Raw genomic sequence first — 23,161 nt, 5'->3', positions numbered from 1 at the left:
CGTCCCCCACTCCCCCGCGATCGCCGCCCCCGGCGCGGTCACCTGGTCCGACGACTTCAACGGCCCGGCCGGCGCCGCCCCCGACGCGAGCAAGTGGCGCTACGACATCGGTGGCGGCGGCTGGGGCAACAACGAGCTGCAGTACTACACCAACAGCACCCGCAACGCCGCGCTCGACGGCAACGGCAACCTGGTCATCACCGCCCGAAGGGAGAACCCGTCCGGCTACTCGTGCTGGTACGGAAGCTGCCAGTACACCTCGGCGCGGCTGCTCACCAACGGCACGTTCGCGCAGGCGTACGGGCGGTTCGAGGCGCGCATCAAGGTCCCGCGCGGGCAAGGGCTGTGGCCGGCGTTCTGGATGCTCGGCAACGACATCGGCACGAACCCGTGGCCCGGCAGCGGCGAGATCGACATCATGGAGAACGTCGGCTACGCGCCGTCGACCGTCTGGGGCACGCTGCACGGCCCCGGCTACTCCGGCGGCGGCGGCGTCGGCGCGTCCACCTCGCTCCCGGGCGGCCAGGCGCTCGCCGACGCCTTCCACACGTTCACTGTGGACTGGGCACCGGACTCGATCACCTGGTACCTCGACGGCGTGGCGTACTCGCGCAAGACGCCCGCCGACATCGGCGGCAACCGCTGGGTCTTCGACCACCCGTTCTTCATGATCATGAACGTGGCGGTGGGCGGCAACTGGCCCGGCTCGCCGGACGGCAGCACCACGTTCCCGCAGACCATGACCATCGACTACGTCCGGGTCCAGGCGTGGGACAACGGCGGCGGAGGCACCGGCGGGCAGATCGTCGGGTACGGCGACAAGTGCGTCGACGTGGCCAGCGCCGGCACCGCCAACGGCACCCCGGTGCAGCTCTGGACCTGCAACGGCACCGCCGCCCAGCGCTGGACCTGGAACGCCGACGGCTCGGTACGCGCGCTCGGCAAGTGCCTCGACGTGGCCGCCGGATCGACCGCGAGCGGCGCCAAGGTGCAGCTCTACGACTGCAACGGCACCGGCGCGCAGAAGTGGGTGTTCAGCGCGGCCGGAGACATCGTGAACCCCCAGGCGAACAAGTGCCTGGACGCCACCGGTCCCAGCTCGGCCGACGGCACCCGGCTGCAGATCTGGGACTGCACCGGCGCCGCCAACCAGAAATGGCGCCGCTGACCGGCGTCCCCGCCACCCCTCCCCCGCGATCTTGCACTTTCGGCCCGAGCGGCGACGCGAATGTCCCATCCGCCCGGGCACAAACTGCAAGATCGCGAGGGGTGGCGCCTCGCCGGGGGCACGAATGGCGTTGCGGGCTGGGATACCGTGAGGTCCGTTTCGCTCCCGCGAGACCAGGTCATCGATCCCCTGGAAGCGCCATCATGGATGAACCGACCGGCGCGCTGCCGTCGACGAGCGGGTTCACGCCGGAGCCCATCTCCACCGCACGGCTTGACCTGCTGCCCCTGGCCGTCGAGCACGCCCAGGAGATGGCCGCCGTCCTCGCCGACCCGGCGCTGCACACGTTCATCGGCGGCGAGCCCGCTTCCCCCGCCGCGCTGCGAGCCCGCTACGAACGGCTGGTCGCCGGCTCGCCCGACCCGGCCGAGTCGTGGTGCAACTGGGTCATCCGGCTCCGGGACGACGGCCGGCTGGCCGGCTTCGTCCAGGCCACGGTCACCGAGCCACACGAACCGGTGGCGGACACCGCCACGGCGGGTGCGCGCGCGGTCGGGCACCGGCACCTCGACGAGGCGACACCGGCCGCCGCGGGACCGGTCGCGGAGATCGCCTGGGTGGTGGGAACACGGTGGCAGGGGCGCGGGATCGCCACCGAGGCCGCCCGTGGAATGGCCGGCTGGCTGGGGCGACGCGGTGTGCGTACCCTCGTGGCCCACGTCCATCCCGACCACCGCGCGTCGGCGGCGGTGGCCACGGCCTGCGGCCTGGCCCCCACCGACGTGTGGCAGGACGGCGAGGTCCGCTGGACCGGACCGGCCGCCCCGCCTCCCCCGCCTGCCCGGGGTTGACCAAGGAGTTCGTGTCGGATACGGCGGGGATCAGAAGGGGGCGTCCACGGACAGGCGGCGGACCTGGGTGAGGTAGGGGTCCAGTTCGCCCACCTCGAACCGGCACGTGCCGATGACGTGCCAGAACTGGCCGCCCGGGTCGCCGTCCAGCTTGTACCGGCCGTCCGGGCTGACCGCCGCCCATCCGTCCGGCAGACCGATGAGCGTGGTCCGCAACTGGGCGTGCTCCGGGTCGGCCACGTCCCACAGCCGTACCGTGCCGTCGTCGCCGGCGCTGGCGAGCAGGCTGCTGTCCGGGCTGAAGTGCACCGACCAGACACGCCGGGTGTGCGCGGCCAGGGTGCCGTGCAGACGGCCGGTGACCGGATCCCAGAGCCGGATCACCAGATCGTCGCCGGCGGTGGCGAGCAGGTTGCCGTCCGGGCTGAACGCGCAGGACCAGAGCCGGCCGTCGTGTTCGGTGAGCACCAGGCGCCGCTCGCCGGTGACCGCGTCCCAGACCACCGCCGTGCCGTCGTTGCCGGCGCTGGCCAGCAGCGTGCCCTCGCTGTTGAAGCCGACCGAGTAGACCCGGTCGGTGTGGTGTTCGAGGGTGAGGCGGCAGGTGGCGGTGGCGGCGTCCCAGAGCCGTACCGTCTGGTCGTCGCAGCCGGTGGCGATGGTCTCGCCGTCGGGACTGAACGCGACGGTGCGCACGCGCCCCCGGTGCGGGGTGAGCGTGGCGAAGTGCCGGCCGGTACGGCGGTACCAGAGGCGTACCGTGTCGTCGTCGTTCGCGGTGGCGAGGGCGTCGCCGTCGGGGCTGAACGCGACCGCCCACACGTGGTCGGTGTCCACGTTGAGTTCGCGCTCGTCGGCGCCCGTGTCGGTGTTCCACAGGTGCACGCCGCCGTCGCCGCTGGGCGTGGCCACGAGCGGCTCCTCGGGGCAGAACACCACCGACAGCAGCCGGTCGGCCGGGCTGGCGAGCTGCCGCAGCAGGCGGCCCGTGCGCGGCTCCCAGAGCCGGATCACGCCGTCGTTGCCGCAGGCGGCCAGCACCTCGCCGTCGTCGCGGAAGGACAGCGCGGTGACGCGGCGGCCGTGCCCGCGCAGCGTGTGCTGGAGCTGCCCGCTGCGGACGTCCCACAGCCGGGTCGTGCCGTCGTTGCTGCTGGTGGCCACCTGGTTCTGGTCCGGCCGCCAGACCACCGGCCAGACCGAGCCGCGGTGCCGGGTCAGCTCGTGCCGCACCTGCCCGTCGTCGGTGTCCCAGAGCTGGATCGCGCCGTCGCTGGCGGCGGTGGCGAGCAGGCTCCCGTCGCCGTTGAACCGGACGCTGTAGATCGCGCCGCGCTGTCGCCCGAGCACCCGTACCGGACGGCCCGTCTCGGTCTCCCACAGCCGCAGCGCGCCGTGCGTGTCGCCGGTGGCCATCAGCGTGCCGTCGGGGTGGATGTCGAGGGCGTACACGTCGGCCTCGTGGCCGCGCGGCGCGCGCAGCAGCTCGCCGTCGATGGCCCGGCGGATCCAGATCCGGCCGTGCTGCCCGACGGCGGCCAGCAGCCGGCCGTCCGGCGAGTGCACGACCCGGTAGACCACCTCCGGCTCCTGCACCTCGAACGCCAGCTTGCCGGTGGGGATGTCCCAGCCGCGAACCGTGCCGGCGCTGTCGGCCACCACGACCCGCCGCCCGTCCGGGCTGAACGAGGTGCCCCAGATCGGCGCGGAGTGGCCGGGCCACTCGTGGCGCAGGCGGGCGCCGCGGGTGTCGTACAGCCGCACCACGCCCGCGGCGTCGCCGACCACCAGGCGGCCCCGGCGGCCGTCGGTGAGCAGCGGCCACACCCAGCCGGCGAAGACGTCCTCGATGACGTGCCGCACGTCGCCGTGGTCGGCGTCCCACAGCCGTACGGTGAGGTCGGCCGAGCCGGTGACGAGCTGGTGGGAGGCGGCGTCGTAGCGGACCGCGTACACCCGGGACCGGTGTCCCTGGAGCGTGCGCACCGGCAGCCCGGTGGCGGTGTCGCAGAGCAGCACACCACCGTCGTCGCTGCCGACCGCGAGGACCGCGCCGTCCGGGCTGTACGCCACCGGCACCGGCAGCCGGCCCACCTCGAAGCCGTAGCCGACGCCCACGGCGGGCGGGGCCAGGCCCGGCGCGACCGGCCGGCCCGGCGCGACGACGGCGCCGCGCAGTTCCGGGGCGCGCAGCAGCGCCGGGTCGGCGCTGACGTCGATCAACGCGGTGCGGTGCCAGCTGCTGCCGGCGACGCGCGCGCCGCGCAGGTCGGTACGGAACAGGCGCGCGCCGGCCATCTCCGCGTCGCGCAGGTCCGCCCCGGCGAGGCGGGCCTGGTCGAGGCGGGCGCCGCGCAGCCGGGCGTGTTCCAGCCGCGCCTCGGTCAGGTTGGTGGCGACCAGCCGCGCGTCGGTCAGGTCGGCGCCGGTCAGGTCGGCCCCGGCGAGTTCGCGGTGCGACAGGTCCTCGCCGCGCAGCACCGCGCCGCGCAGGTCGGCCCGGTCGGGCAGGCGCAGCCGGGCGGACAGCCGCAGCGCGTTGGCGCGCAGCGTCTCGCCCGCGGACTCGTCGCCGAGCACCCGCGCGGTCCACGCGGTGCAGCGCGCCGGGTCGGCGAGGTCGCCGAGGAACTCCACCGCCAGCGCGGACAGCGACCGTACCGCCAGCGCGGACGGTTCCTCGCCCCTGTTGATCTGCTCGGCCACCCCCTCGGCCACCAGCCACTCCATCACCGAGGTGTGGATGAACCCGAACAGCCCGTCGTCGGTGCGGACCAGCAGGCTGCCCGCGCCGACCGCGTGCGCCGCCTGCGGGCCGGACAGCCGGGAGTCGGCCCGCCCGGCGAGCTGGCCGGTGGACTCGGCCAGTTCGGCCAGGCGAAGGTACGCCTCGCCGCTCTCCCAGAGCTGGAACGCCAGCCGGCTCACCGCCTGCCACAGCTCGGGGCGGCGCAGGCTCACCGGCGCGCCCGGGATGCCCTGGGTTCGGCGTTCCTCGAAGTCCAGCCAGGACTCCAGGATCTCCCGGTACAGCGCGGCGGCGCTGAACGTGCCGCCCGCCCCGGCGACGGCCGCGAGCCGCCCCTCGTCGAGGTTGGCGATGAAGCCGAGCATGCGCGGGTTGCGGGAGAGCCCGAGCAGGTCCTTCACGCCGGCGAGCAGGTCCATCCGCTCGCGGGCGGCCCGCTCGTCGCCGCCGTACCGGTTGCGCAGGAACGCCTCGATCTGCCCGGGGGTGAAGTCCTCCACCGCGAGTACGCGCCGGTGCGGCAGCAGGCCGACCCGCTCGCCGAGCGCGGTCAGCACCTGCGAGTTGGTCTTGAAGTGCTGGGTACGGCTGCTCACCACGATCTTCGCGTTGCCCTCGGCGGCCTGCAGCAACGTCTCCAGGTGGTCGGCCGCCCGGTCGTACGTCACCCGGGCCACCAGCTCGTCGAACCCGTCGAACAGCAGCACGATGCGGCCCTGGCGCAGCATGTAGCGGAACGCCTTGAGGTCGATCACCTGCTCGCCGTGGTTCGCCAGGTGCGCGGCGACCAGGCCGTCCACGGAGTGCGCCTTGTCCAGCGCGCGCAGCTCCACCAGGATCGGGATCAGGTCCGGTGCGGCGGTGGGCAGCCGCCGGGCCACCTCCCGCAACGCGAACGTCTTGCCCCGGCCGAAGTCGCCGAGCACCAGCACGAAGCGGCCGTCCGGCGCGGAGACGGTCTCCAGCAGCTCGTCCACCACGTCGTCGCGGACGCGTTGGTCGGCGCCGACGAGGTGGCGGTAGCGCTGCGGCACGTACTGCCCGGGCGGGTAGAGCCGGTCGGCCTGGAGCCGGGCGGTCTGCGCGGCGACGTACTCGCGCAGGTCGAGCAGGCCCTGGAACTCGGTCAGGTGCAGCACGCGTACGCCACGGCGCTGCGCCTCCTCGGCCAGCCCGCGCGGCACCCGGTCGCCGTCGTAGACCAGCTCCGAGGCGATGTCCGGGTCGGTGGCGTGCACCCGCCGGGCGAAGACGTCCACGTCGGCGGCGGTGGGGGTGCCGACGTGCGCGCCGACGCGCTGCTGGCGGACCACCCCGTCGGAGCGGTAGCTGATGTACAGGTGCGGCGGGTCGGTGTCGACGCGGCGCACCACCACCCGGTCGTAGCGGGCCTCGCAGACCTCGGCGAGCCGGTCCAGCAGCCGCTGCACCGGGGCGACCGGCGCGGCGGCCGCCGCCACGCCCTGGGTGGCCCCCTCGACGGCGACCGGGCGGCGCGGGTCGGGCACCTGCGCCGGTCCGGACGCGCCGAAGGTGGCCTCCGCGTGCGGCCAGGACACGGCGGTCGCCGTGCCGCCGTCGAGCCGGTCGTCGCGGCCGAGCACCCAGCGGGTCATCCCGTCCACGCCCAGCCGCAGCACCTGCGCCCGGCCGTCGCGGGGCGCGGCGGCCAGCGGCACCACCGGGTCCACCCGGGCCGACGGTGCGGCGTCGGCCAGCAGCAGGTTGAGCATCGGGCCGACCAGCCGGTTGACCGAGCCGCGGTCGCGCAGGGACATCGGGTCCGGCGGCACCTCGTCGGCGTACGGGCTGCGCGCCCCCGGGGCGTGCGCCATCGCGCCCAGCCGCAGCCAGCCGGACTGCTGGTAGTGGCGCAGCCGCTGGGCGAACCAGCTGGACTGCGCCTCGCCGAGGAAGCCGTACCGGTCCTCCTCGCGGTGGGTGATGGCGATGGTGGAGTTCAGCCCGGCCACCACCACCCGCAGGTCCGGTACCGGGAACAGCGTCCAGGGCTGCTCGCTGTCGAAGATCCGGTCGTCGAGGCCCTGGTAGAGGTCGTCGAACAGGCGCGCGTAGTGCCGCCACTTCGGCCAGTACGGCGGCTGCGGGTCGACGTCGTCGGCCTCGCAGGTGGCGAAGTACGCGCGGCAGGCGGCCATCGTCACGTCGCGCGGGCCGGGCACCACGACCAGCCGGTGCGGTTCCAGCCCGAGCAGCACCCGCAGGCCGGTGAGGAAGCTCAGCGCGTCGGAGAACTCGCGCGGGCTGCCCGACTCGGTGAGGTTGCCGGCGACGACGAGCAGGTCCGGCCGGGGCACGCCGTCGTTCATCAGCAGCGTGAGGTCGCCCATCAGGTGTTCCTGCACCTCGCCCGGGGTGACCGGCGCGCCGGGGGTGATCACGCCCCGGCCGAAGCGCGGCCCGGCGACCTGGAGCACGGTGACGGTGTCCCGGGCGGTCGGTGGCGCCACCGCGGCCGGTGGGAACGGCGGCGGGTTGATCGGGGTGCGCCGGGCGCGGCGGGGCGCGGGCGCTCCGGCGGCGGGCGCGGCGAGCACCCCGTGCGGGTCGGCCGGGTGGTGCGGGAAGGCCGGCTGCCGCATCGGCTTGGCCCGGCCGTCGAGCGCCTCCCGGATGCGGTCGAGCACCCGGTTGCGGGCCTGCACCGGGTCGTCCACGCCGACCAGGTCCACATAGGTGATGGTGGCGAGCAGGCCGTCGATCGGGCAGTCCTCGACGCGTACCGTGACGAGCTTGTTGCCGGTGCCGTCCGGGTCGGCGCGCAGCGCGGCCTGCCATTCCAGCTTGCCGTACGTCGAGTGCAGGTAGCGCTCGGACAGCACCGCCACCACCACCTCGGCCTCACGGACACCGCGGTCCATGAAGTCGATGAAGTTGGTGCCTGCCACGAAGTCCCACGCCTGCAACAGCGTGCGATAGCCGGCCGCCTCGAACTCCCACGCCAGCCACGTGGCCCAGCGTTCGTCCGCGGGCGAGTAGCTGATGAAGAAATCGATGGGGCGGTCGGACCGGGTGGGGTGCGCGCCTACAACCACATGGTCATTATGGCCACCGACGGTCAACAGATCGACACCCTCGGCAGCTCGGATCGCGCCCGCGTCGGGCTCCTCCGGCCGCGCCGGCGTGTGCGAGGATCATCCCTCGTGGAGACCCCCGGCGATCCGCCGAACGCCGTGCCCGACCGTTCCCGCTGGGGCCGCCTGCACGTGCTGGACCGGATCGCGATCGGGCTCGCGGTGCTCGGGGTGGTGTGCGTGCTCACCGGGCTGCTGCCCCGCGCCGACGCCGAGGGCACGATGCGGCGGATCGTCCCGATCCTGATCTTCCTCGGCACGGTGGTGGTGCTGGCCGAGCTGACCGCTGTGGCCGGTGTGTTCGACGCGCTGGCGACCCGGGTGGCGGTGACCGCGCGGGGCAGCTTCCGGGCCCTGTTCTGGCTCTGCGTCGGTTTCGCCTCGATCACCACGATCGCGCTCAACCTGGACACCACGGCGGTCCTGCTCACGCCGGTGATGATCGCGCTGGCCCGGGCGCTGAACGTGCCGCCGACGCCGCTGGCGATGACCACCGTGTGGCTGGCCAACACGGCCAGCCTGCTGCTGCCGGTGTCGAACCTGACGAACATCCTGGCCAGCGACCGGGTCGACCTGAACCCGGTGCCGTGGGCGGCCCGGATGTGGTGGCCGCAGCTGGTCGCCGTCGCGGTGACCGCGCTGCTGCTGTGGTGGTGGTACTGGCGTCCGGCGCGCGCCGGGGCCGACCCGTTCGTCCCGCCGCCGCCGTACGTGCCGCCGGACCGGGTGCTCTACCGCACCGCGCTCGCCGCCTGCCTGCTGTTCGTCGCCGGGATCCTCGCCGGGGTGGAGATCGGCGTCGCCTCCGGGGTGGCCGCGGCGATCCTGGTCGCGGGCTTCGCGGTGCGGGCCCGGCACCGGCTGCGGCTCGCGCTGGTGCCGTGGCGGCTGCTGGTGTTCGTGACCGGGCTGTTCCTGGTGGTGCAGACCATCGGCCGGTACGGCCTGGACACGGTGATGGGCACGCTCATCGGCGCCGACCCGGGCGCGGAGGGGGCACTGCGGGCGGGCGCGGTCGGCGCGCTGTTCAGCAACGTGGTCAACAACCTGCCCGCGTACCTGGCCGGCGAGGCGGTGATCGCGGCCGACCGGCACACCCAGTTGCTGGCGCTGCTGATCGGCACGAACGTCGGCCCGCTGGCCACGCCGTGGGCGTCGCTGGCCACACTGATCTGGTACGAGCGCTGCCGGGCCGCCGGGGTGGCCGTGCCGCTGGGCCGGTTCGTGGCCACCAGCGCCGCGCTCGCCGTGCTCGCCACCACCGCCACAGTCACGGCGCTTCTTGTCGGACCCGGCGCCTAGCATCGCGACCATGAGCAGCACGCCCGAGATCGTCCGCCGCTACTTCGCGCTCGCCGGCCAGGCCGACACGGAGCCCTACCTCGCGCTGTTCGCCGACGACGCGGTGGTCGAGGACGAGGGACGCACCCACCGCGGGATCGACGAGATCCGCGCCTGGCGCAGCGGCACGCCGCTGGTGTCGTACGAGATCACCGACGTCGAGCAGACCCCGGCCGGGACGGTGGTGACCGCCACGATCAGCGGTGACTTCCCCGGCAGCCCGTTCGCCGGGCTGCGGTTCCGGTTCGAGGAGTACGACGACACGCGCATCCGCCGGCTGCGCATCGCCCCCTGAGCCGGGGCGGGAAAACCGCTTCGGCGTGGTTCCGGCCGCTGGCTACCGTGGCCCGCATGACCGCCGCGCCGACGCTGCACTTCTGCACCGACCCGGGCGAGTTCCTCGCCGCCGCCGAGGCGTACCTGGCCGCCGATCCGGTGGTCAACACCGTCGTCGCGACCGTCGCGCGCCGGATGGCGGCCCGCCGCGCCGAGGGCGTCGCGCTGCCCGAGGACGACTGGTGGCTCGTGGTCCGGGACGCCTCCGGGGCGGTGGTGGGCGCCGCGATGCGTGCCGCGCCGTTCCCGCCTCGACCGCCGTTCCTGCTGCCCATGCCACCGGAGGCCGCCGTGGCGCTGGCCCGGGAGTGGCACCGGCGCGGCGAGCGGGTGCGCGCGGTGAACGGCGCGCTGCCCGCCGTGCGCGCCTGCGCCGACGAGGTGGCCCGCCTCGACGGCCGGCGGGTCGAGGTCGCCCAGCACACCCGGCTGCACCTGCTCGGCCACCTGACGCCGCCCGCACCGGTGCCCGGCGCCCTGCGGGCGGCCACCGCGCACGACGTCGACCTGGTCGCCGCGTGGTTCGGCGCGTTCATGGCCGACGCCGACGAGCAGGCGGGCCGCCCGCGCGGGACGAGCGCCCACGAGGCGCCCGACCACGCCGAACTGCTGCGCCGGATCCGGGACGGGCGGGTCTGGTTCTGGACCGACGGGTCGGGTGCTCCGGTACACCTGACGGCCGCCAACCCGACGTCGTTCGGCGTGGCCCGCGTCGGACCGGTCTACACGCCACCCGAGCAGCGCGGACGCGGCTGGGCCGGAAACGCGGTCGCCGAGGTGTGCCGGCTGCTCACCGCCGAGGGGGCGCGGGTGTGCCTGTTCACCGACCAGGCCAACCCGGTGTCGAACCGGCTCTACGCCCGGCTCGGCTTCCGCCCGGTGGTCGACATGGCCAACCTGACTCTGGGCGACTGAGACGAGTCCGCGGCTCCGGTCAGCCGGCGAGGCCGAGCGCGGCCAGCCGGTGCGGGTCGGCGATCACGTCCACGGCGGCGATCCGGCCGCCGGTGACGGTGAACGCCATCACCGACAGCGGGCGGTCGCCGGCGGTCACCAGCACCCCGGCGGCGCCGTTGACGAGCACCGGCCGGGCGTGCGGGAACAGCCGGCCGAACGTGGTGGCCTGCGCCGCCACAGTCGCCGCGCCGGTCAGCACGACCGTGTGGCGGGCGTGGGCGCTCCCGGCGTCGGAGCGCAGCACCACGTCCGGGTGCAGCACGGCGATCAGCGCGTCGAGGTCGCCGTCGCGGGCGGCGGCGAGGAAGGCGTCGACCACCGCTCGCTGCCGGGTCAGGTCGGGATCGGGCGTGGGCGCCTGCCCGCGTACCCGGCGGCGGGCCCGGCTGGCGAGCTGCCGGGCCGCCGCCGGTGAGCGGTCGACGAGCGGGCCGATCTCGTCGAACGGCACGCCGAACATGTCGTGCAGCACGAACGCGAGCCGCTCGGCCGGGGTCAGCGTGTCCAGCACCACGAGCAGCGCCAGGCCCACCGAGTCGGCGAGCACCGCGGCCTGCGCCGGGTCGCCCGCGCCGGCGTCCACCACCGGGTCGGGCAGGCGTACGTCGAGCGGGTCCTCCCGGCGTGCGGCGCGGGACCGCAACGTGTTGAGGCTGACCCGGGCGACCACAGTGGTGAGCCAGGCGTCCAGGTTGTCCACCGAGGCCGCGTCGGCGCGGGACAACCGCAGCCAGGTCTCCTGCACCGCGTCCTCGGCGTCGGTGAGCGACCCGAGCAGCCGGTACGCCACCGCCCGCAGCCGCGGCCGCTCCCGCTCGAACCGCTCCGCCAGCCCGGTGTCCATCACCTGAGCCTCCCCTCCCGCACACCGTCTCGACCCGCCGGGGAGCGCCGACGTGACCGGACGTGACGACGCTCACACCTGTCACACCGGCGGGCCGGCCCGGGTCGACGTGACAGCACCGACAACGGGAGGACGACGATGAACGCACCCATTCTGGTCACCGGCGGCACCGGCACGATCGGCCGGCACGTCGTACCGCTGCTGCGCGCCGCCGGGCACCCGGTGCGCGTGCTCAGCCGGCGCGGCGGGCGACCCGGCGACGGCGTCACCCACGTGACCGCCGACCTGCTCACCGGCGCGGACCTCGACCACGCCCTGCGCGGGGTGTCCACGGTGCTGCACCTGGCCGGCGGCGCGAAGGGCGACGACCGCGCCGCCGCCAACCTGGCCCGGGCGGCGCGCCGGGCCGCTGTGACGCATCTGGTGCACATCTCGGTGACCGGCGCCGACCGGGTGCCGCTGGCCTGGACGCGGTCCAAGCTCGACGCCGAACGCGCGGTGGCGGACTCCGGCGTGCCCTGGACGGTGCTGCGTGCCGCGCAGGTGCACGACCTGGTGCTGTCCATGCTGGCGGCGATGACGAGGCTGCCGGTGGTGCCGGTGCCGGGCGGGCTGCGGTTGCAGCCGGTCGACGCGGCCGAGGTGGCGGCCCGGCTGGCCGAACTGACGCTGGGCGCACCGGCCGGGCTGGTCCCGGACCTGGCCGGGCCTGATACGTACGGCATCGGCGATCTGCTGACCGGATACCTGGCGGCCACCGGGAAGCGCCGGGCGCGGCTTCCGGTGCGCATCCCCGGGCGGGCCGGCCGGGCATACCGGGACGGCGCGAACCTGGCCCGGCCGGGTGCCGCGAGGGGTGTGCGGACCTGGGCCGGCTTCCTGGCCGACCGACTGCCGTCGCGGCCGGTCGCCTGACCCGCCGCGGCGGCCCTCGCCGCCGGTCAGGCGCCGGCGCGCGCCGTCGGGTGGAACTGCTCGAACATGACCTCGTAACCGTCCGGGTCGAGCCCGTAGAAGATCCGTGCCCAGCCCACGTCCTCCGGCTCCAGCGTCACCGGCAGCCCTTCGCCGCGCCACAGCGTGTACGTGGCGTCCAGGTCCGCGGTGGGCACGGTGAGTACGACACCGAGCCCCGGCGGCCCGGCCTTGACCTCGCGCTCCCGCTCCGCGTCGTGGTGCCCGTGGCGGTGCAGGTCGGACAGGATCAGCCAGGTGTGGCCGAACGTGAGGTAGCGCAGGTTCGGCTGATCCACGTTCGGGATCTCCTTGAAGCCGAGTCGCAGGTAGAGCCGGTGGGAACGGTCCAGGTCACGGACCCGGAGCCCGAGCTTGAGCTGTCTGGCGGCCATCCGGCCGAGGCTAGCGGACCCCGCTCACCAGCCGACCGAGCCGAGGCCGACCGGGGTGAGGCGGCGCACCTGCGGCTCGATCCACTGTGCCGCGGTGACCAGTTTGACCAGCCGGTCGATGGTCTCCGGCGGCCCGGCCACGAAGCTGCGCCGGTCGGCCGGGCAGCCGTACCGGTCGTCGAACGTGCCGCCGTCGAGCGCGCGTACCGCCATGCCGGCCTCGACGGCGAGCAGCATCCCGGCGGGCAGGTCGACCGCCTCGGGACGGTAGCCGACGATGCCGTCGATGTCGCCGCGGGCCAGCATCACCCAGGACAGCAGCGGCGCCCACAGTTGCAGCACCCGGCGCGCGCTGGTGTCCAGCACCACCTTCAGCGCCCGGGCGGTGCTGTCGTCCCGGCGTACCTCGTGCCCCTGGGTCCAGGCCAGCACGGGCGCGGACGGCACCGGGCGGCGCGCGGCCCGCAGCGGCCGCGCGGCCGGGCCGGACGCGTGCACGAACGCGCCCCGGCCGCGCACCGCCGACCAGGTGCGGCCCGCGACCGGGTCGTGCACCACGCCGAGCACCGGCGAGCCGCTGTCGCACAGGGCGATCCCGACGACGTACGCGGGCAGCCCGATCGCCACGTTGTTGGTGCCGTCGAGCGGGTCGACGAGCCACGCCCAGGTGGTGTCCGGGGCGTACTCGCCGCCCTCCTCGGCGATCACGCCGTGCTCCGGCCAGCGGGCCCGGATCCGGTCGACGATCAGCCGCTCGGCGGCCAGGTCGAGGTCGGTCACCAGGTCACCGGTGTCGTTCTTGGCCCGGGCGTGCACCTCTCCCCGGGTGCCCCGGCGCAGCAGGCGGCCCGCCGCCTGGGCGGCCTCCACCGCGAAGCGGTGCGCGTCGCGCAGGTCGGGCCCGCCTCTGCTCGGCTCCACGTCCATGGCTCCTCCAGCCAGTCAGCCCCGTGCCACCAGTCGCGCGATCTCCCGCGCCATCCGCGCGGTCTCCGCCGCGTCGCAGCGGTCCCGGCGTACCCGGTGGCTGCGCCCGTCCACCGCGCCGAGGCTCAGGTCGCACGCGCCGGGAGTGGTCCGGCCGAGCGCCACAGTCACCGCCGGCTCACCGGCGTCCACCTCCGAGGTGTGGAAACCGCCGGCGCGCAGCGCGTACGAGTCGCCGGCGGAGTGCGTCTCCACCGCCGCGGTCATCGCGGTGACCAGCCGGTCGGTGGCGGCCATCTCGTCCACCTCGCCGAGGCTGTGCACCTCGTAGATCCGCCAGGACGGGTCGGCCGGCGCGTCGTCGACCTCGATCAGCTCGTTGCGGACGGTGCCGTGCAGCACGTGGCTGAGCAGATCCCAGCTGTGCGAGTGCATCGTGGAGGTGGTCGGGCGCACCGGCGGCGGGTCGGCCGGCCAGGCGTGCACGCAGATGCCGTCCGGGCCGTCGCGTTCCACTGGCAGGCAGGTGAAGCCGAGCGGGTGCCGGACCGCTCGCAGCGGCCGCCGCCCGTCGGCCACGTCGCCGAGCACGTCCAGCACCCAGCCGCGCAGCATCTCCGGCCGGGTGCCCCGGTCGATCTCCCGTTCGAGGTCGGCGTAACTGGTCATGAGTAGGGGTTCCTCGCCTGGACGGCCTTGCCGATGATGTCGGCGACCTCGCGGTCGCCGAAGGACCGGGGCAGCGTCAGGCCGAGGGCGGTGAACAACCGCCGTACCTGCTCGACCGACGGCTCGTCGTCGAGCTTGACCTGGGCCGCCGCCTCGATCGGCACGCGCCGGCTCTGCCGGCGGCTGTAGTCCAGCTCGATGTTGAATCGGTTGTAGTAGACCTCGCCGCGGTCGATGCGCAGCGCGGGCGTCTGCGGGTTCTCCTGCGTGATGACGACGCAGGAGGAGGAGAGGTCGTAGCGGAACGTGGTCATCTGCGCGGAGAGCCGGACGTCGACGGTGAGCAGGCCGGAGCGTTGCAGGTGCCAGCAGGCGGCCAGCACCGTCGCGTACGACTCCTTGCGGGTGCGGTCGACGGTCCACGGCTCGCCCGGCGCGTCCGGGTCGAGGCTGCGCCGGAAACGCGCGTACCGCTCGCAGACCTCCTCGTCGGTCGGGTCGATGATCTCGATCGCGACGGTGAGCGTGGCGTTGCGCCGCCGGGCGTGTTCCAGGCAGTCGGGCAGCGTGACCGCGCGCAGGAAGGTGCCGGTGCCGCCCTTGAAGCTCCACTGGTCGGTGTGCCGCCGCGCCTCGGCGAGCGCCTGCCCGACCTCGCTGCCGTGCAGCACGCGCACCATGGAGACACTGTCGATGGCCTCGCGGGCCCGGTTCAGCGCGCCCTCCGGCCCGGTGATCTCCTGCATCTGCGGCACCAGGTCGGTCAGCCGGTCACGGGTGTCCGAGATGACCTGGCGGATCTCCCGCTCGGTGGTGCGCCGGCGCAGCCGGTCCCGCAGCATCGCCTGCGCGAGCAGGCCCAGGACCAGCAGGATCGCGCTGTTGACGACCTCCTGGTCGACCGCGTTGGTGAGGCCGAGCACGGACACCGTGAGCGCCAGGACGAGGCCGATGAACGCGTCGAGATTGGTCACGACCCAGGCGAGCAGGCGCGTCATGACATCCCCCGGTCGACGACGGAACCTCCATGATAGCCCGCTGTCAATGTCGCCATCACGCCCTGTTCCGCGGCGGTGGCGGTGCGCCGTGCCGGCGGGCGGCGCAGATCAGCGAACCGCCGAGCCCCGGCGCGGCGCGGGCCAGCCGCCGCGAGGCCACCCAACGGCCGCCCGGCAGCCGCCAGCCGACCTCGTTGGACCGCAGCGCCACCGGGGTGAACCCGGCCCGGCGCAGCGTCCGGCGCAGCAGCGAGGCGGTGAACGGGCGGATGTGCAGCCAGAGGTACGGGTGCAGCGGGTCGACCTGCCGCGGCGCGCGGCCGGCGAGGAACGCCAGCCGGTCCTGCACCGGCGCCAGGTTCGGGGTGGTGAGCACCAGCAGGCCGTCCACGGCCAGCACCCGGTGACACTCCCGCAGCAGCGTCAGCGGGTCGTAGACGTGCTCGATCAGCTCCCCGGCGAGCAGCCCGGCGAAGCTGCCGGCCCGGAACGGCAGCCCGCGGGTGGCGTCCAGCCGGACCGGCAGCGCCCGCCCGCCGGCCGCCGCGCGGGCGGTGCGCAGCGCCGTCTCGGCCATGTCCGCGAGCACCACCGGGCCGGGCAGCGCGGCCGGGTCGAGCATGCCGCGCGGCCCGCAGCCCAGTTCCAGCACCGGCCCGCGCCGGGTCACCCCCTCGGCCATCAGCCGGGCCGCGACCGCGCGGCGCACCCGGTGGTACGGGTCGTCGACGTACCCGTCGACCTCGGCGCCGTCGTGGTAGCGGTGATGGTTGGCGTGCCTGCCGTGCGCCTGCGCGCGGTGCGACGACGTCCCGGTCGGCGGCTCGGCCATCACCCCTCCACAGCGGACGCCGGCCCCTTCGGCGGCGTCCGCTCCAAGCCTCGCACCGGTCACGCCCGGCGGCGCGCATCCGGTCCGTGATGCGCGCGCCCGGTACGTCAGATCGCCCGCGCCCAGTCCAGCCGGGTGCTGTCGTCGTACTCGTCGCCGGGGATCCACCACTGCTCGCCGAAGCCACTGGTGGACACGATGATGTTGCCGCCGTCGGGGTACTCGTTCTCCGGCGGGATCGAGAGCGCGGCGCAGTAGCGGCCGTCCGGGGAGAACACCGGCGACAGGTAGAACCGGGGCTCGTCGGTGAGCTTCTTCAGCCCGGTGCCCCCGATCCGCACGGACGCCAGCGAGTGGTTGCTGGACTCCAGGTCGGGATACCAGCGGTCGGTGCGGAACACCACGCGCCCGGAGTCGGGCGTGAAGACCGGCGAGCCGAACAGTTCACCCGGCGTGCCGGGCGTGTAGAGCCGCCGCGCCGTGCCGGTCGCCAGTTCGAGCACACGCAGTTGCGGACCCTCCGAACGGCTGCGCCACCGCAGGACGATCATGGAGCCGTCCCGGGACCAGTCCGGGTCGGCCATGGAGTGACCCTGGACCAGCACGCGGGTGCCGCCGGTCGCCACGTCGACAGCGATCAGCCGGTCGTTGTTCTCCCCGGTGACCAGGGCGATCTCCGAACCGTCCGGCGACCAGGTCGGCGCGCCGTAGCGGACACCGAACGGGTCGGCGAGCAGCGTGCGCTTCTGGCCGGTGATCCGGTCGTACACCGCCACGAACGGCTCGAGCGTGCCGTCGCCCGAGCGGGCCGTGTTGACCCAGGCCACGTACCGGCCGTCCGGCGACGCCTTCGCGTGGTCCCCGTTGGGCAGCAGCTCTCGCGGCGTGGTCCGGCCCGGGTCGACCTGGAGCACACCCCAGCCGACGCTGACCAGCCACGACCCGTTCACCGCGTCGGCGGCGGACACCGGTGCGGCGGACGCGGCGGAGGGCGCGGCGGCCAGCCCGGTCGCGGCGGCCAGGCCGGTCAGCGCCGCGGTGCGCAGCAGGGCACGACGATTCATTGCGGTCATTCGACAACCCCCGTGATAGACGTGGCCCCCACCCTCGCGAGTGGATCGACGCACCGGAATCGGGCGAGTGGCCGCTTCACGTTCGGCTGCTCGTCCATCACCGCCGGTGAGCCCGGAGCGGCCCGGTACGCTCGCCCCGATGACCTCCGACGCGCTGCGCCGCGCCCTCACCGAACCGGGCGACCCGCCGCTGCTCCCGCTGCCCGGCGTGGCGGTCGAGCTGCTGGACGCCCTGGCCGCCCCGCCGCGCCTGGGCGCGCACCTGCGGCTCGTGCACGACGTCGCCTGGCACCTGACCGCCGCGTTCGCCGACCGGTTCGCCGCGGTGCCGTTCGACAGGCAGGCGGTGCTGTTCGGCGCCGCGGTGCACGACCTCGGCAAGGTCGAGCATCCCGGCGAGCTGACCGGTCCCGGATCGGCGCACGAGGAGGCGGGCTACCAGTTGCTGCTGCGCTTCGGCGTACCGGAGGAGCGGGCCCGCTTCGCGGTCACCCACGCCGCCTGGCACTCCCCCGGCGTGCAGTTGGAGGACCTGCTGGTCAGCCTCGCCGACAAGGTCTGGAAGGGCCGTCGGGTCACCGACCTGGAGCAGCTCGTGGTCGACCGGCTCGCCGGCATCACCGGCCAGGAGCGCTGGCAGACGTTCCTGGACCTCGACGACGTGCTCGCCGAGCTGGCCGCCGGCGCGGACCGGCGGCTGGCGTTCCAGGCCGAGCATCCGGTGTACGGCTGACGCCACGCCCGATCCGGCTCCGGTGCGACGATGAGTCCGGCGCCGGCGGGCGGTCTTCCCGGTGTCGGTGTTCTCCGATCTCCGGGAGGAAGCATGAGCACGAGCGAGGCGCGCGGCCGGGTGCGGGCGTCCATCACCGTCTCCCTGGACGGCTACGTCACCGGTCCCGACGACCACGCGGGCCAGGGGCTGGGCGTCGGCGGCGAGCGGCTGCACTACTGGGTGATGGGCGGCCCCTGGACGTACGACACGCAGCGCGAACCCGGCGCCGGCATGGCGGACGAGGACCGCGCGTACTTCGACGAACTGCTGGCGGGCACCGGCGCCGGGCTGTGCGGCCGGGGCATGTACGACAGCGCGGGCGCCTGGGGCGGCCGGCACCCGTTCCAGGGGACCCTTGTCGTGCTCACCCACCGCACCGCCGACCAGCCCGACCCGAGCACCGGCTTCCTGCTGGTCGACGGGTTCGACGAGGCGCTGGCCGCAGCGAGGCGGGCGGCCGGCGACGGCGCCGTGGCCATCGGCGGCGGCGCCGACGTCATCCGGCAGGCACTCGCGGCCGGCGTCGTGGACGAGCTGGGCATCAGCACCGCACCGGTCGTCCTCGGCCGGGGCAAGCGGCTGTTCGAGGGTTTCGACCGGGACATCGACCTGGAGATCCGCGCCGTGCACCACTCACGCTACGCCGTCCACGTCCGGTACGCCGTCGGCCGCCGTTCGAGAGGCACCGCCTGACGTCAGCGGCGTTCAGCCGGTGACGGCCTCCCACGCCTGCTCGGTGGCGTCCCGCGTCCGCTCGGCGGACCGGCCGTCGCGGGCGGTGACGGTCACGACGAGCGTGTCCGCCCGGCGCCAGCAGGTGATCGACCCGTCGGCGCCACTGTGGCAGGTGGTCTCGGCGCCGGGCGCGGCCGTGCCGCCGCCGAGGCGCGACTGCAACGCCCGCCCCACAGCGGTGATGCCGACCGGATTGCCGTAGTAGGCCTCGAGGGTCAGCGGCGGCGGGATCGCCTCGCCGTACCCGTTGATCACCACGGCGAGCCCGGGTGGGCCGTCAACCAGCGGCGGGAGTTTGTCGCGCCCGGTGTCCTGACGGGGCAGGCCGGCCAGCTCGGCCGGAGCGGTGAGCCGGTCGAGCTCCAGCGGGCCGGACCGGGCCGGATCCGGCTCGTCCCGCCCACAGCCGGCCGAACCGATCGAGACGGCGACGGCCAGGGCACTGGCAGCCAGTCGGGCAGCGCGACGGGGATGTCCGGTCACGAGATCCTCCCTCACCGTGGGGCGGCTGTGTAGCGTCGGTATCTCCAGGTCGCAAGCGGCGCGAACATGAGCAGGATGCCGATAATCCATCCTATCGACATCCAAACCGGATGCTCGGCGGCGAATCCGTTCGGCGGTGCCGTGCCGGCCCCACCGGCCGCCTCTCGGACGGCCTGCGTCACCGCACTCACCGGGTTCCAAGTCGCTATCCCCCGAAGCCCGGAGGGCAGTTGGTCGATCGGCACGAATGCGCTCGACAGGAACGTGGCCGGAAAGAGCCAGATGAGGCTCGCGCTCTGCGCCACCTCGGCGTTGCGCACCGCCAGGCCGAGCGTGGCGGTGACCCAGGTCAGCGCGTACCCGAAGCCCAGAACCAGCGCGCCACCGGTAAGCAGTCCGGCCGCGTCGCCGGCCGGCCGCCATCCCACTGCGAGTCCCGCGCCTGCGCAGACCAGGACCACGAGCACCATGCTGAGCAGATCCCCGGCCGTGCGCCCGACCAGGACCGCGGCACCCGCCATCGGCAGCGACCGGAAACGATCCACGATACCGCGTCGCACGTCGTCCGCGAGGCCGATGGCGGTGATCGCGGAGACCCACACCGCGCTCTGCACGATGACGCCCGGCATCAGGTACGCGCGGTAGTCCGACCCGGGCACCGTGATGGCATCCCCGAAGACGTACGCGAAGAGCACGACGAACAGCACCGGCTGGATCGTGGTGAAGACCAACAGGTCAGGCACCCGGCGGATGCGGATGGCGTTGCGCCAGGTCAGGATCGCGCTGTCGGTGAGCGCCCCGCGCAGGGTCGTCATCGGTGTCCGCCTTCCTCTGCCGCAGTCAGGGCCAGGAAGACGTCGTCTAGACTGGGCCGCTCCGTGCCCAGTTCCAGCGGCTCCACACCGTGCGCACGGAGGTCACCCGCCAGCCCGATCATCGCGACGGTGGCGTCGGCCACCGGCACGGAGAGCCGGCACCCGTCCGGGCTCCGGTCCGGCTCCCGCAGGCCGTGTGCCGCCAGCAGACGCGCCGCGCGGTCAGCGTCCCGCCGGTCCACTGTCACCGCCAAACGATCGCCGCCGAGGCATTTCTTGAGATCCTCGGGCGTGCCCTCGGTCACCAGGCGGCCGCCGGCGAGGATCGCGATGCGATCGGCGAGCCGGTCCGCTTCGTCCAGGTACTGCGTGGTGAGCAGCACGGTCACCCCGTCCTCGGCGAGCCCTCTGACGATGTCCCACAGGGCCCGGCGGCCGGCCGGGTCCACTCCCGTCGTCGGCTCGTCCAGGATCAGCACGTCGGGACGCCCGATCAGCGCACAGGCCAGATCGAGGCGTCGACGCATCCCGCCGGAATAACCTCGGGCCGGGCGGTCCGCGGCGCTGTCGAGCCCCAGCCGCCGGATCAACGATGCGGCTCGGCTGCGCGTGGTGCGGCGGTCGAGCTGGTAGAGACGGCCCACCATGGTCAGGTTCTCCAGACCGGTGAGGTACTCGTCGACTGCGGCGAACTGACCGGAGAGGCCGATCCGGCGCCGGACCTGGGCGGGCGCGGCCACCACGTCGACGCCGCAGATCCGGGCGCTTCCGGCGTCCGGTGGCTGCAACGTCGACAGGATGCGGACCAGCGTCGTCTTGCCGGCCCCGTTCGGGCCGAGGACCGCCACGATGCTGCCGCGCGGGACCGCCAGGCTGAGGCCGTCCAGAGCAGGCGTGCTGCCGTACGACTTGTGCAGGTCGCGCACGTCGATGGCCGGCTCAGTCATCGGCCGGCTCCCCGACGAGACGGCGGGCCACGTCGACGGGCGCGGCGGCGAGGTAGCGGGACAACACCCGTCGCGCGGCCCGGCGGTCCTCGGCCGGCACCGCTTCCGCCGACGGGTGCCGGCCGGGCGAAGCGGCGTACTCGGTGGCGAGCAGCGACGAGACGACGGCGTGGTGGAAGCGCCCGTCGAGGTAGAAGTAGTCGCGGAGCACCCCTTCCACCGTCAGCCCCAACGCCGCCACCGTCTCGATCATCATGCGGTCGAAGGTGGCGGTGACCAGCTCCACGCGGTGGGCGTTCAGGGTACGGAAGAGGTAGCCGAACAACAGGGCGAACGCCTCCCGGCCGGCGTCGGCACCCCAGCGCTCCGGATCGCCCACCACGTGCTCGATCGTGTAGCCGCCGGTGACGCCGGCACGTCGCCACGACAGCGCGCCGATCGGGTCGCCGTGCGCATGCTCCACGACGAGAGTGGTCTGCCGGGTCCCCCCGATCACCTCCCGGGCCTGTGACGGCGTCAGGAACCGCGGCCCTCGCGACGAGTGCACCACGGTCTCCGCGGCCAGCCAGCGCGCCACCAGTGCCACGTCGTCGTCATCCAGGGCGCGTAACCGGACCGACGTCCCACCGAGCATGCTCATCGGGGCGCCCCGGACACCGTCATCGCGTGCTTGATCCTGCTGTACTCGTCCAGGGCGTAGATGGACAGCTCCTTGCCGTGACCGGAGACGCCGAAACCTCCGTGTGGCATCTCCGAGGCGAACCGCAGGTGCGTGTTGATCCAAACGCAACCGAACTCGAGCCGCCGGACGAGCTCCATCGCCGTACCGTGATCGCGGGTCCAGACGCTTGCCGCGAGACCCTGTTCCACCCCGTTGGCCAGGTCCAGCGCCGTCTCCAGGTCGTCGAAGGGCTGGACGGTGACGACCGGGCCGAAGGTCTCCTCCTGCACCAGGCGGTCATGCTGTCGCACGCCGGACACCACTGTCGGTTCGAAGAAGTAGCCGGTCTCGCCGATCCGCCGGCCACCGGTGTGGATCCGGGCGCCCGGTGTCAGAGCGAACAGCAGGGAGGTCAGCCGGTCGAGCTGAGCGGCGTTGTGCAACGGGCCGAGGTCGCAGTCGTCGCCGGGCGGGCCCACCCGCAGCGACTCCGCGCGTTTCACCAGCGCCGCCACGAACTCGTCGTGCCGCTCGGCGGCCACGATCACCCGGGCCGCCGCCACGCAGTCCTGGCCGGCGTTGCCGAAACCGGACGTGGCGACCGCGTCCACGGCCTCGGTCAGGTCCGCGTCGGCCAGCACCACCACCGGCGCGTTGCCCCCGAGTTCGAGGTGTATCCGTTTCAGTCTGTCGCCAGCGGCCGCCGCGACTTCACGACCGGCGCGGGTGCTTCCGGTGAGCGACACCATGGCGACGTCCGGGTGGACCGCCAGCAGTCGCCCCGTTTCGGCGTCTCCGCAGACGACGTTGACCACGCCAGGCGGCAGATGCGCGTCGGCGAGCTCGGCCAACCGCAGGGCCGTGACCGGGGTGGACGGGGCCGGCTTCAGCACCACGCAGTTCCCGGCGGCCAGAGCCGGGGCGAGCTTCCACACGGCGGTCAGCAGTGGGAAGTTCCAGGGCAGGATCTGCGCAGACACCCCCACCGGTTCCCTGCGCACGAGCGAGGTGAGGCCGGCTTCGTACTCCCCGGCGGCCGGCGCCAGTGCGAGGCGAGCCGCCCCGGCGAAGAAACGAAGATGGTCCACGGCCGGCGCGATCTCGTCGGCGGCGACCAGGCGGGCCGACTTCCCGGTCATGGCAGCCTCCGCCTCCGCGAGAGCGGTGGTTTGCCCCGCCACGGCGTCAGCCAGCGCCAGCAGCGCCGCCGCTCGGCGTGCGGGCGGTTGCCACCGCCAGTGCCCGAACGCCGACGTGGCGGCGCGCACCGCCTCGTCCACGTCCGCAGCGTCGGAGCGGGGTGCAAGGTACGCGGCCCGGCCGGTCGACGGGTCGTTCACCGTGTCCCACCGTCCCGACCGGGGCGGCACGGCCGCGCCAGCGATGTGGTTGTCGTATCGCGGTGGGTGATGGTGCTCCGGTGTGCCGGACATGCGCCCCCCTGGTCTGCCGCGGTTCATGTGGGGGCGAAGCTACCGCTCGCCGCGACGCGTTCCGTAGTGGCTGGCCGGTAGCGGCCAGCGGCGTTGACCAGCCGGCGCGGACGTTCCTACGTT

General features: G+C 74.1%; 21 protein-coding genes. 8 read left to right on the top strand and 13 right to left on the bottom strand.

Features of this window, described 5'->3' with window-relative positions; translation table 11 throughout:
- Together EAD96_RS19000 and EAD96_RS18995 are read left to right on the top strand one after the other, a co-directional pair.
- The coding region (locus EAD96_RS19000; RefSeq protein WP_121685255.1) for a glycoside hydrolase family 16 protein at positions 1-1,168 on the top strand (1,168 nt) is incomplete at its 5' end.
- Positions 1,169-1,371: 203 nt separating this feature from the next.
- On the top strand, positions 1,372-2,019 hold the full coding sequence (locus EAD96_RS18995) for a GNAT family N-acetyltransferase (RefSeq protein WP_121685254.1): 648 nt from the start codon (positions 1,372-1,374) through the stop codon (positions 2,017-2,019).
- Between the two features lie 30 nt (positions 2,020-2,049).
- Here EAD96_RS18995 and EAD96_RS18990 read toward each other — a convergent pair whose 3' ends face one another.
- Positions 2,050-7,824: a TIR domain-containing protein gene (locus EAD96_RS18990; protein ID WP_121685253.1), complete on the bottom strand. Its 5,775-nt coding sequence runs from the start codon at positions 7,822-7,824 to the stop codon at positions 2,050-2,052.
- Between the two features lie 108 nt (positions 7,825-7,932).
- Between EAD96_RS18990 and EAD96_RS18985 the strand changes: the two genes are divergently transcribed.
- The 3 genes from EAD96_RS18985 to EAD96_RS18975 are packed head-to-tail and all read left to right on the top strand — an operon-like array spanning position 7,933 to position 10,455.
- Entirely contained in the window at positions 7,933-9,165 is a 1,233-nt protein-coding gene (locus EAD96_RS18985) for an SLC13 family permease (RefSeq protein ID WP_121685252.1), read from the top strand.
- 10 nt (positions 9,166-9,175) lie between these two features.
- Positions 9,176-9,499, top strand: coding sequence for a nuclear transport factor 2 family protein (locus EAD96_RS18980; protein WP_120569723.1), 324 nt, complete (start codon positions 9,176-9,178; stop codon positions 9,497-9,499).
- Positions 9,500-9,555: 56 nt separating this feature from the next.
- Positions 9,556-10,455, top strand: a complete 900-nt coding sequence (locus EAD96_RS18975) for a GNAT family N-acetyltransferase (protein ID WP_121685251.1) — start codon at positions 9,556-9,558, stop codon at positions 10,453-10,455.
- Positions 10,456-10,474: 19 nt separating this feature from the next.
- On the opposite strand, the gene sigJ is transcribed toward EAD96_RS18975, so the two are convergent.
- Positions 10,475-11,341 (bottom strand): RNA polymerase sigma factor SigJ, encoded by an 867-nt coding sequence (gene sigJ / locus EAD96_RS18970; protein WP_091418102.1) that lies wholly within the window; start codon positions 11,339-11,341, stop codon positions 10,475-10,477.
- 138 nt (positions 11,342-11,479) lie between these two features.
- Here sigJ and EAD96_RS18965 point away from each other — a divergent pair, with 138 nt between their 5' ends.
- Positions 11,480-12,256 carry an SDR family oxidoreductase gene (locus tag EAD96_RS18965; protein WP_121685250.1) on the top strand — a complete coding sequence of 259 codons (777 nt, stop codon included), beginning with the start codon at positions 11,480-11,482 and terminating at the stop codon, positions 12,254-12,256.
- Between the two features lie 26 nt (positions 12,257-12,282).
- On the opposite strand, the gene EAD96_RS18960 is transcribed toward EAD96_RS18965, so the two are convergent.
- The 6 genes from EAD96_RS18960 to EAD96_RS18935 all read right to left on the bottom strand — a co-directional run bounded on the left by EAD96_RS18960 (position 12,283) and on the right by EAD96_RS18935 (position 17,180).
- Complete coding sequence (locus tag EAD96_RS18960) at positions 12,283-12,690, bottom strand: VOC family protein (protein ID WP_121685249.1); 408 nt, start codon at positions 12,688-12,690, stop codon at positions 12,283-12,285.
- A 24-nt stretch (positions 12,691-12,714) separates the two neighbouring features.
- Positions 12,715-13,617: an inositol monophosphatase family protein gene (locus tag EAD96_RS18955; protein ID WP_120569719.1), complete on the bottom strand. Its 903-nt coding sequence runs from the start codon at positions 13,615-13,617 to the stop codon at positions 12,715-12,717.
- 15 nt (positions 13,618-13,632) lie between these two features.
- Positions 13,633-14,286 (bottom strand): hypothetical protein, encoded by a 654-nt coding sequence (locus EAD96_RS18950; protein ID WP_121685248.1) that lies wholly within the window; start codon positions 14,284-14,286, stop codon positions 13,633-13,635.
- A complete protein-coding gene (locus EAD96_RS18945; protein ID WP_121685247.1) occupies positions 14,283-15,284 on the bottom strand; it encodes a hypothetical protein in 1,002 nt (333 codons plus the stop codon). The genes EAD96_RS18950 and EAD96_RS18945 overlap by 4 nt, the downstream gene beginning before the upstream one ends.
- A gap of 55 nt (positions 15,285-15,339) precedes the next feature.
- Positions 15,340-16,116, bottom strand: a complete 777-nt coding sequence (locus EAD96_RS18940; RefSeq protein WP_121685246.1) for a class I SAM-dependent methyltransferase — start codon at positions 16,114-16,116, stop codon at positions 15,340-15,342.
- Between the two features lie 107 nt (positions 16,117-16,223).
- Positions 16,224-17,180, bottom strand: a complete 957-nt coding sequence (locus EAD96_RS18935) for an LpqB family beta-propeller domain-containing protein (protein ID WP_233585994.1) — start codon at positions 17,178-17,180, stop codon at positions 16,224-16,226.
- Positions 17,181-17,328: 148 nt separating this feature from the next.
- Between EAD96_RS18935 and EAD96_RS18930 the strand changes: the two genes are divergently transcribed.
- Together EAD96_RS18930 and EAD96_RS18925 are read left to right on the top strand one after the other, a co-directional pair.
- Positions 17,329-17,922, top strand: a complete 594-nt coding sequence (locus EAD96_RS18930) for an HD domain-containing protein (protein ID WP_120573759.1) — start codon at positions 17,329-17,331, stop codon at positions 17,920-17,922.
- Positions 17,923-18,015: 93 nt separating this feature from the next.
- Positions 18,016-18,657, top strand: coding sequence for a dihydrofolate reductase family protein (locus EAD96_RS18925; RefSeq protein WP_121685244.1), 642 nt, complete (start codon positions 18,016-18,018; stop codon positions 18,655-18,657).
- Between the two features lie 12 nt (positions 18,658-18,669).
- On the opposite strand, the gene EAD96_RS18920 is transcribed toward EAD96_RS18925, so the two are convergent.
- Genes EAD96_RS18920 through EAD96_RS18900 form a run of 5 tightly spaced genes read right to left on the bottom strand, consistent with a single transcriptional unit; the run spans position 18,670 to position 22,945 of the window.
- Positions 18,670-19,182 carry a hypothetical protein gene (locus EAD96_RS18920; RefSeq protein WP_121685243.1) on the bottom strand — a complete coding sequence of 171 codons (513 nt, stop codon included), beginning with the start codon at positions 19,180-19,182 and terminating at the stop codon, positions 18,670-18,672.
- 11 nt (positions 19,183-19,193) lie between these two features.
- A complete protein-coding gene (locus EAD96_RS18915; protein ID WP_121685242.1) occupies positions 19,194-19,997 on the bottom strand; it encodes an ABC transporter permease in 804 nt (267 codons plus the stop codon).
- Positions 19,994-20,944, bottom strand: a complete 951-nt coding sequence (locus tag EAD96_RS18910) for an ABC transporter ATP-binding protein (protein WP_121685241.1) — start codon at positions 20,942-20,944, stop codon at positions 19,994-19,996. Before EAD96_RS18910 ends, EAD96_RS18915 begins: the two co-directional genes overlap by 4 nt.
- A complete protein-coding gene (locus tag EAD96_RS18905; protein ID WP_121685240.1) occupies positions 20,937-21,584 on the bottom strand; it encodes a GNAT family N-acetyltransferase in 648 nt (215 codons plus the stop codon). Before EAD96_RS18905 ends, EAD96_RS18910 begins: the two co-directional genes overlap by 8 nt.
- The gene (locus EAD96_RS18900) at positions 21,581-22,945 is read right to left on the bottom strand and encodes an aldehyde dehydrogenase family protein (protein WP_233585992.1); all 1,365 of its coding nucleotides are present in this window, start codon (positions 22,943-22,945) and stop codon (positions 21,581-21,583) included. The genes EAD96_RS18905 and EAD96_RS18900 overlap by 4 nt, the downstream gene beginning before the upstream one ends.
- Positions 22,946-23,161 lie beyond the last annotated feature (216 nt).

The organism is Micromonospora sp. BL1 (genome assembly GCF_003667485.1).
Lineage (GTDB): Bacteria > Actinomycetota > Actinomycetes > Mycobacteriales > Micromonosporaceae > Micromonospora > Micromonospora tulbaghiae.
The sequence above is the reverse complement of the archived record's forward strand: the minus strand, read 5'-3'. Positions and strand labels throughout refer to the sequence as shown.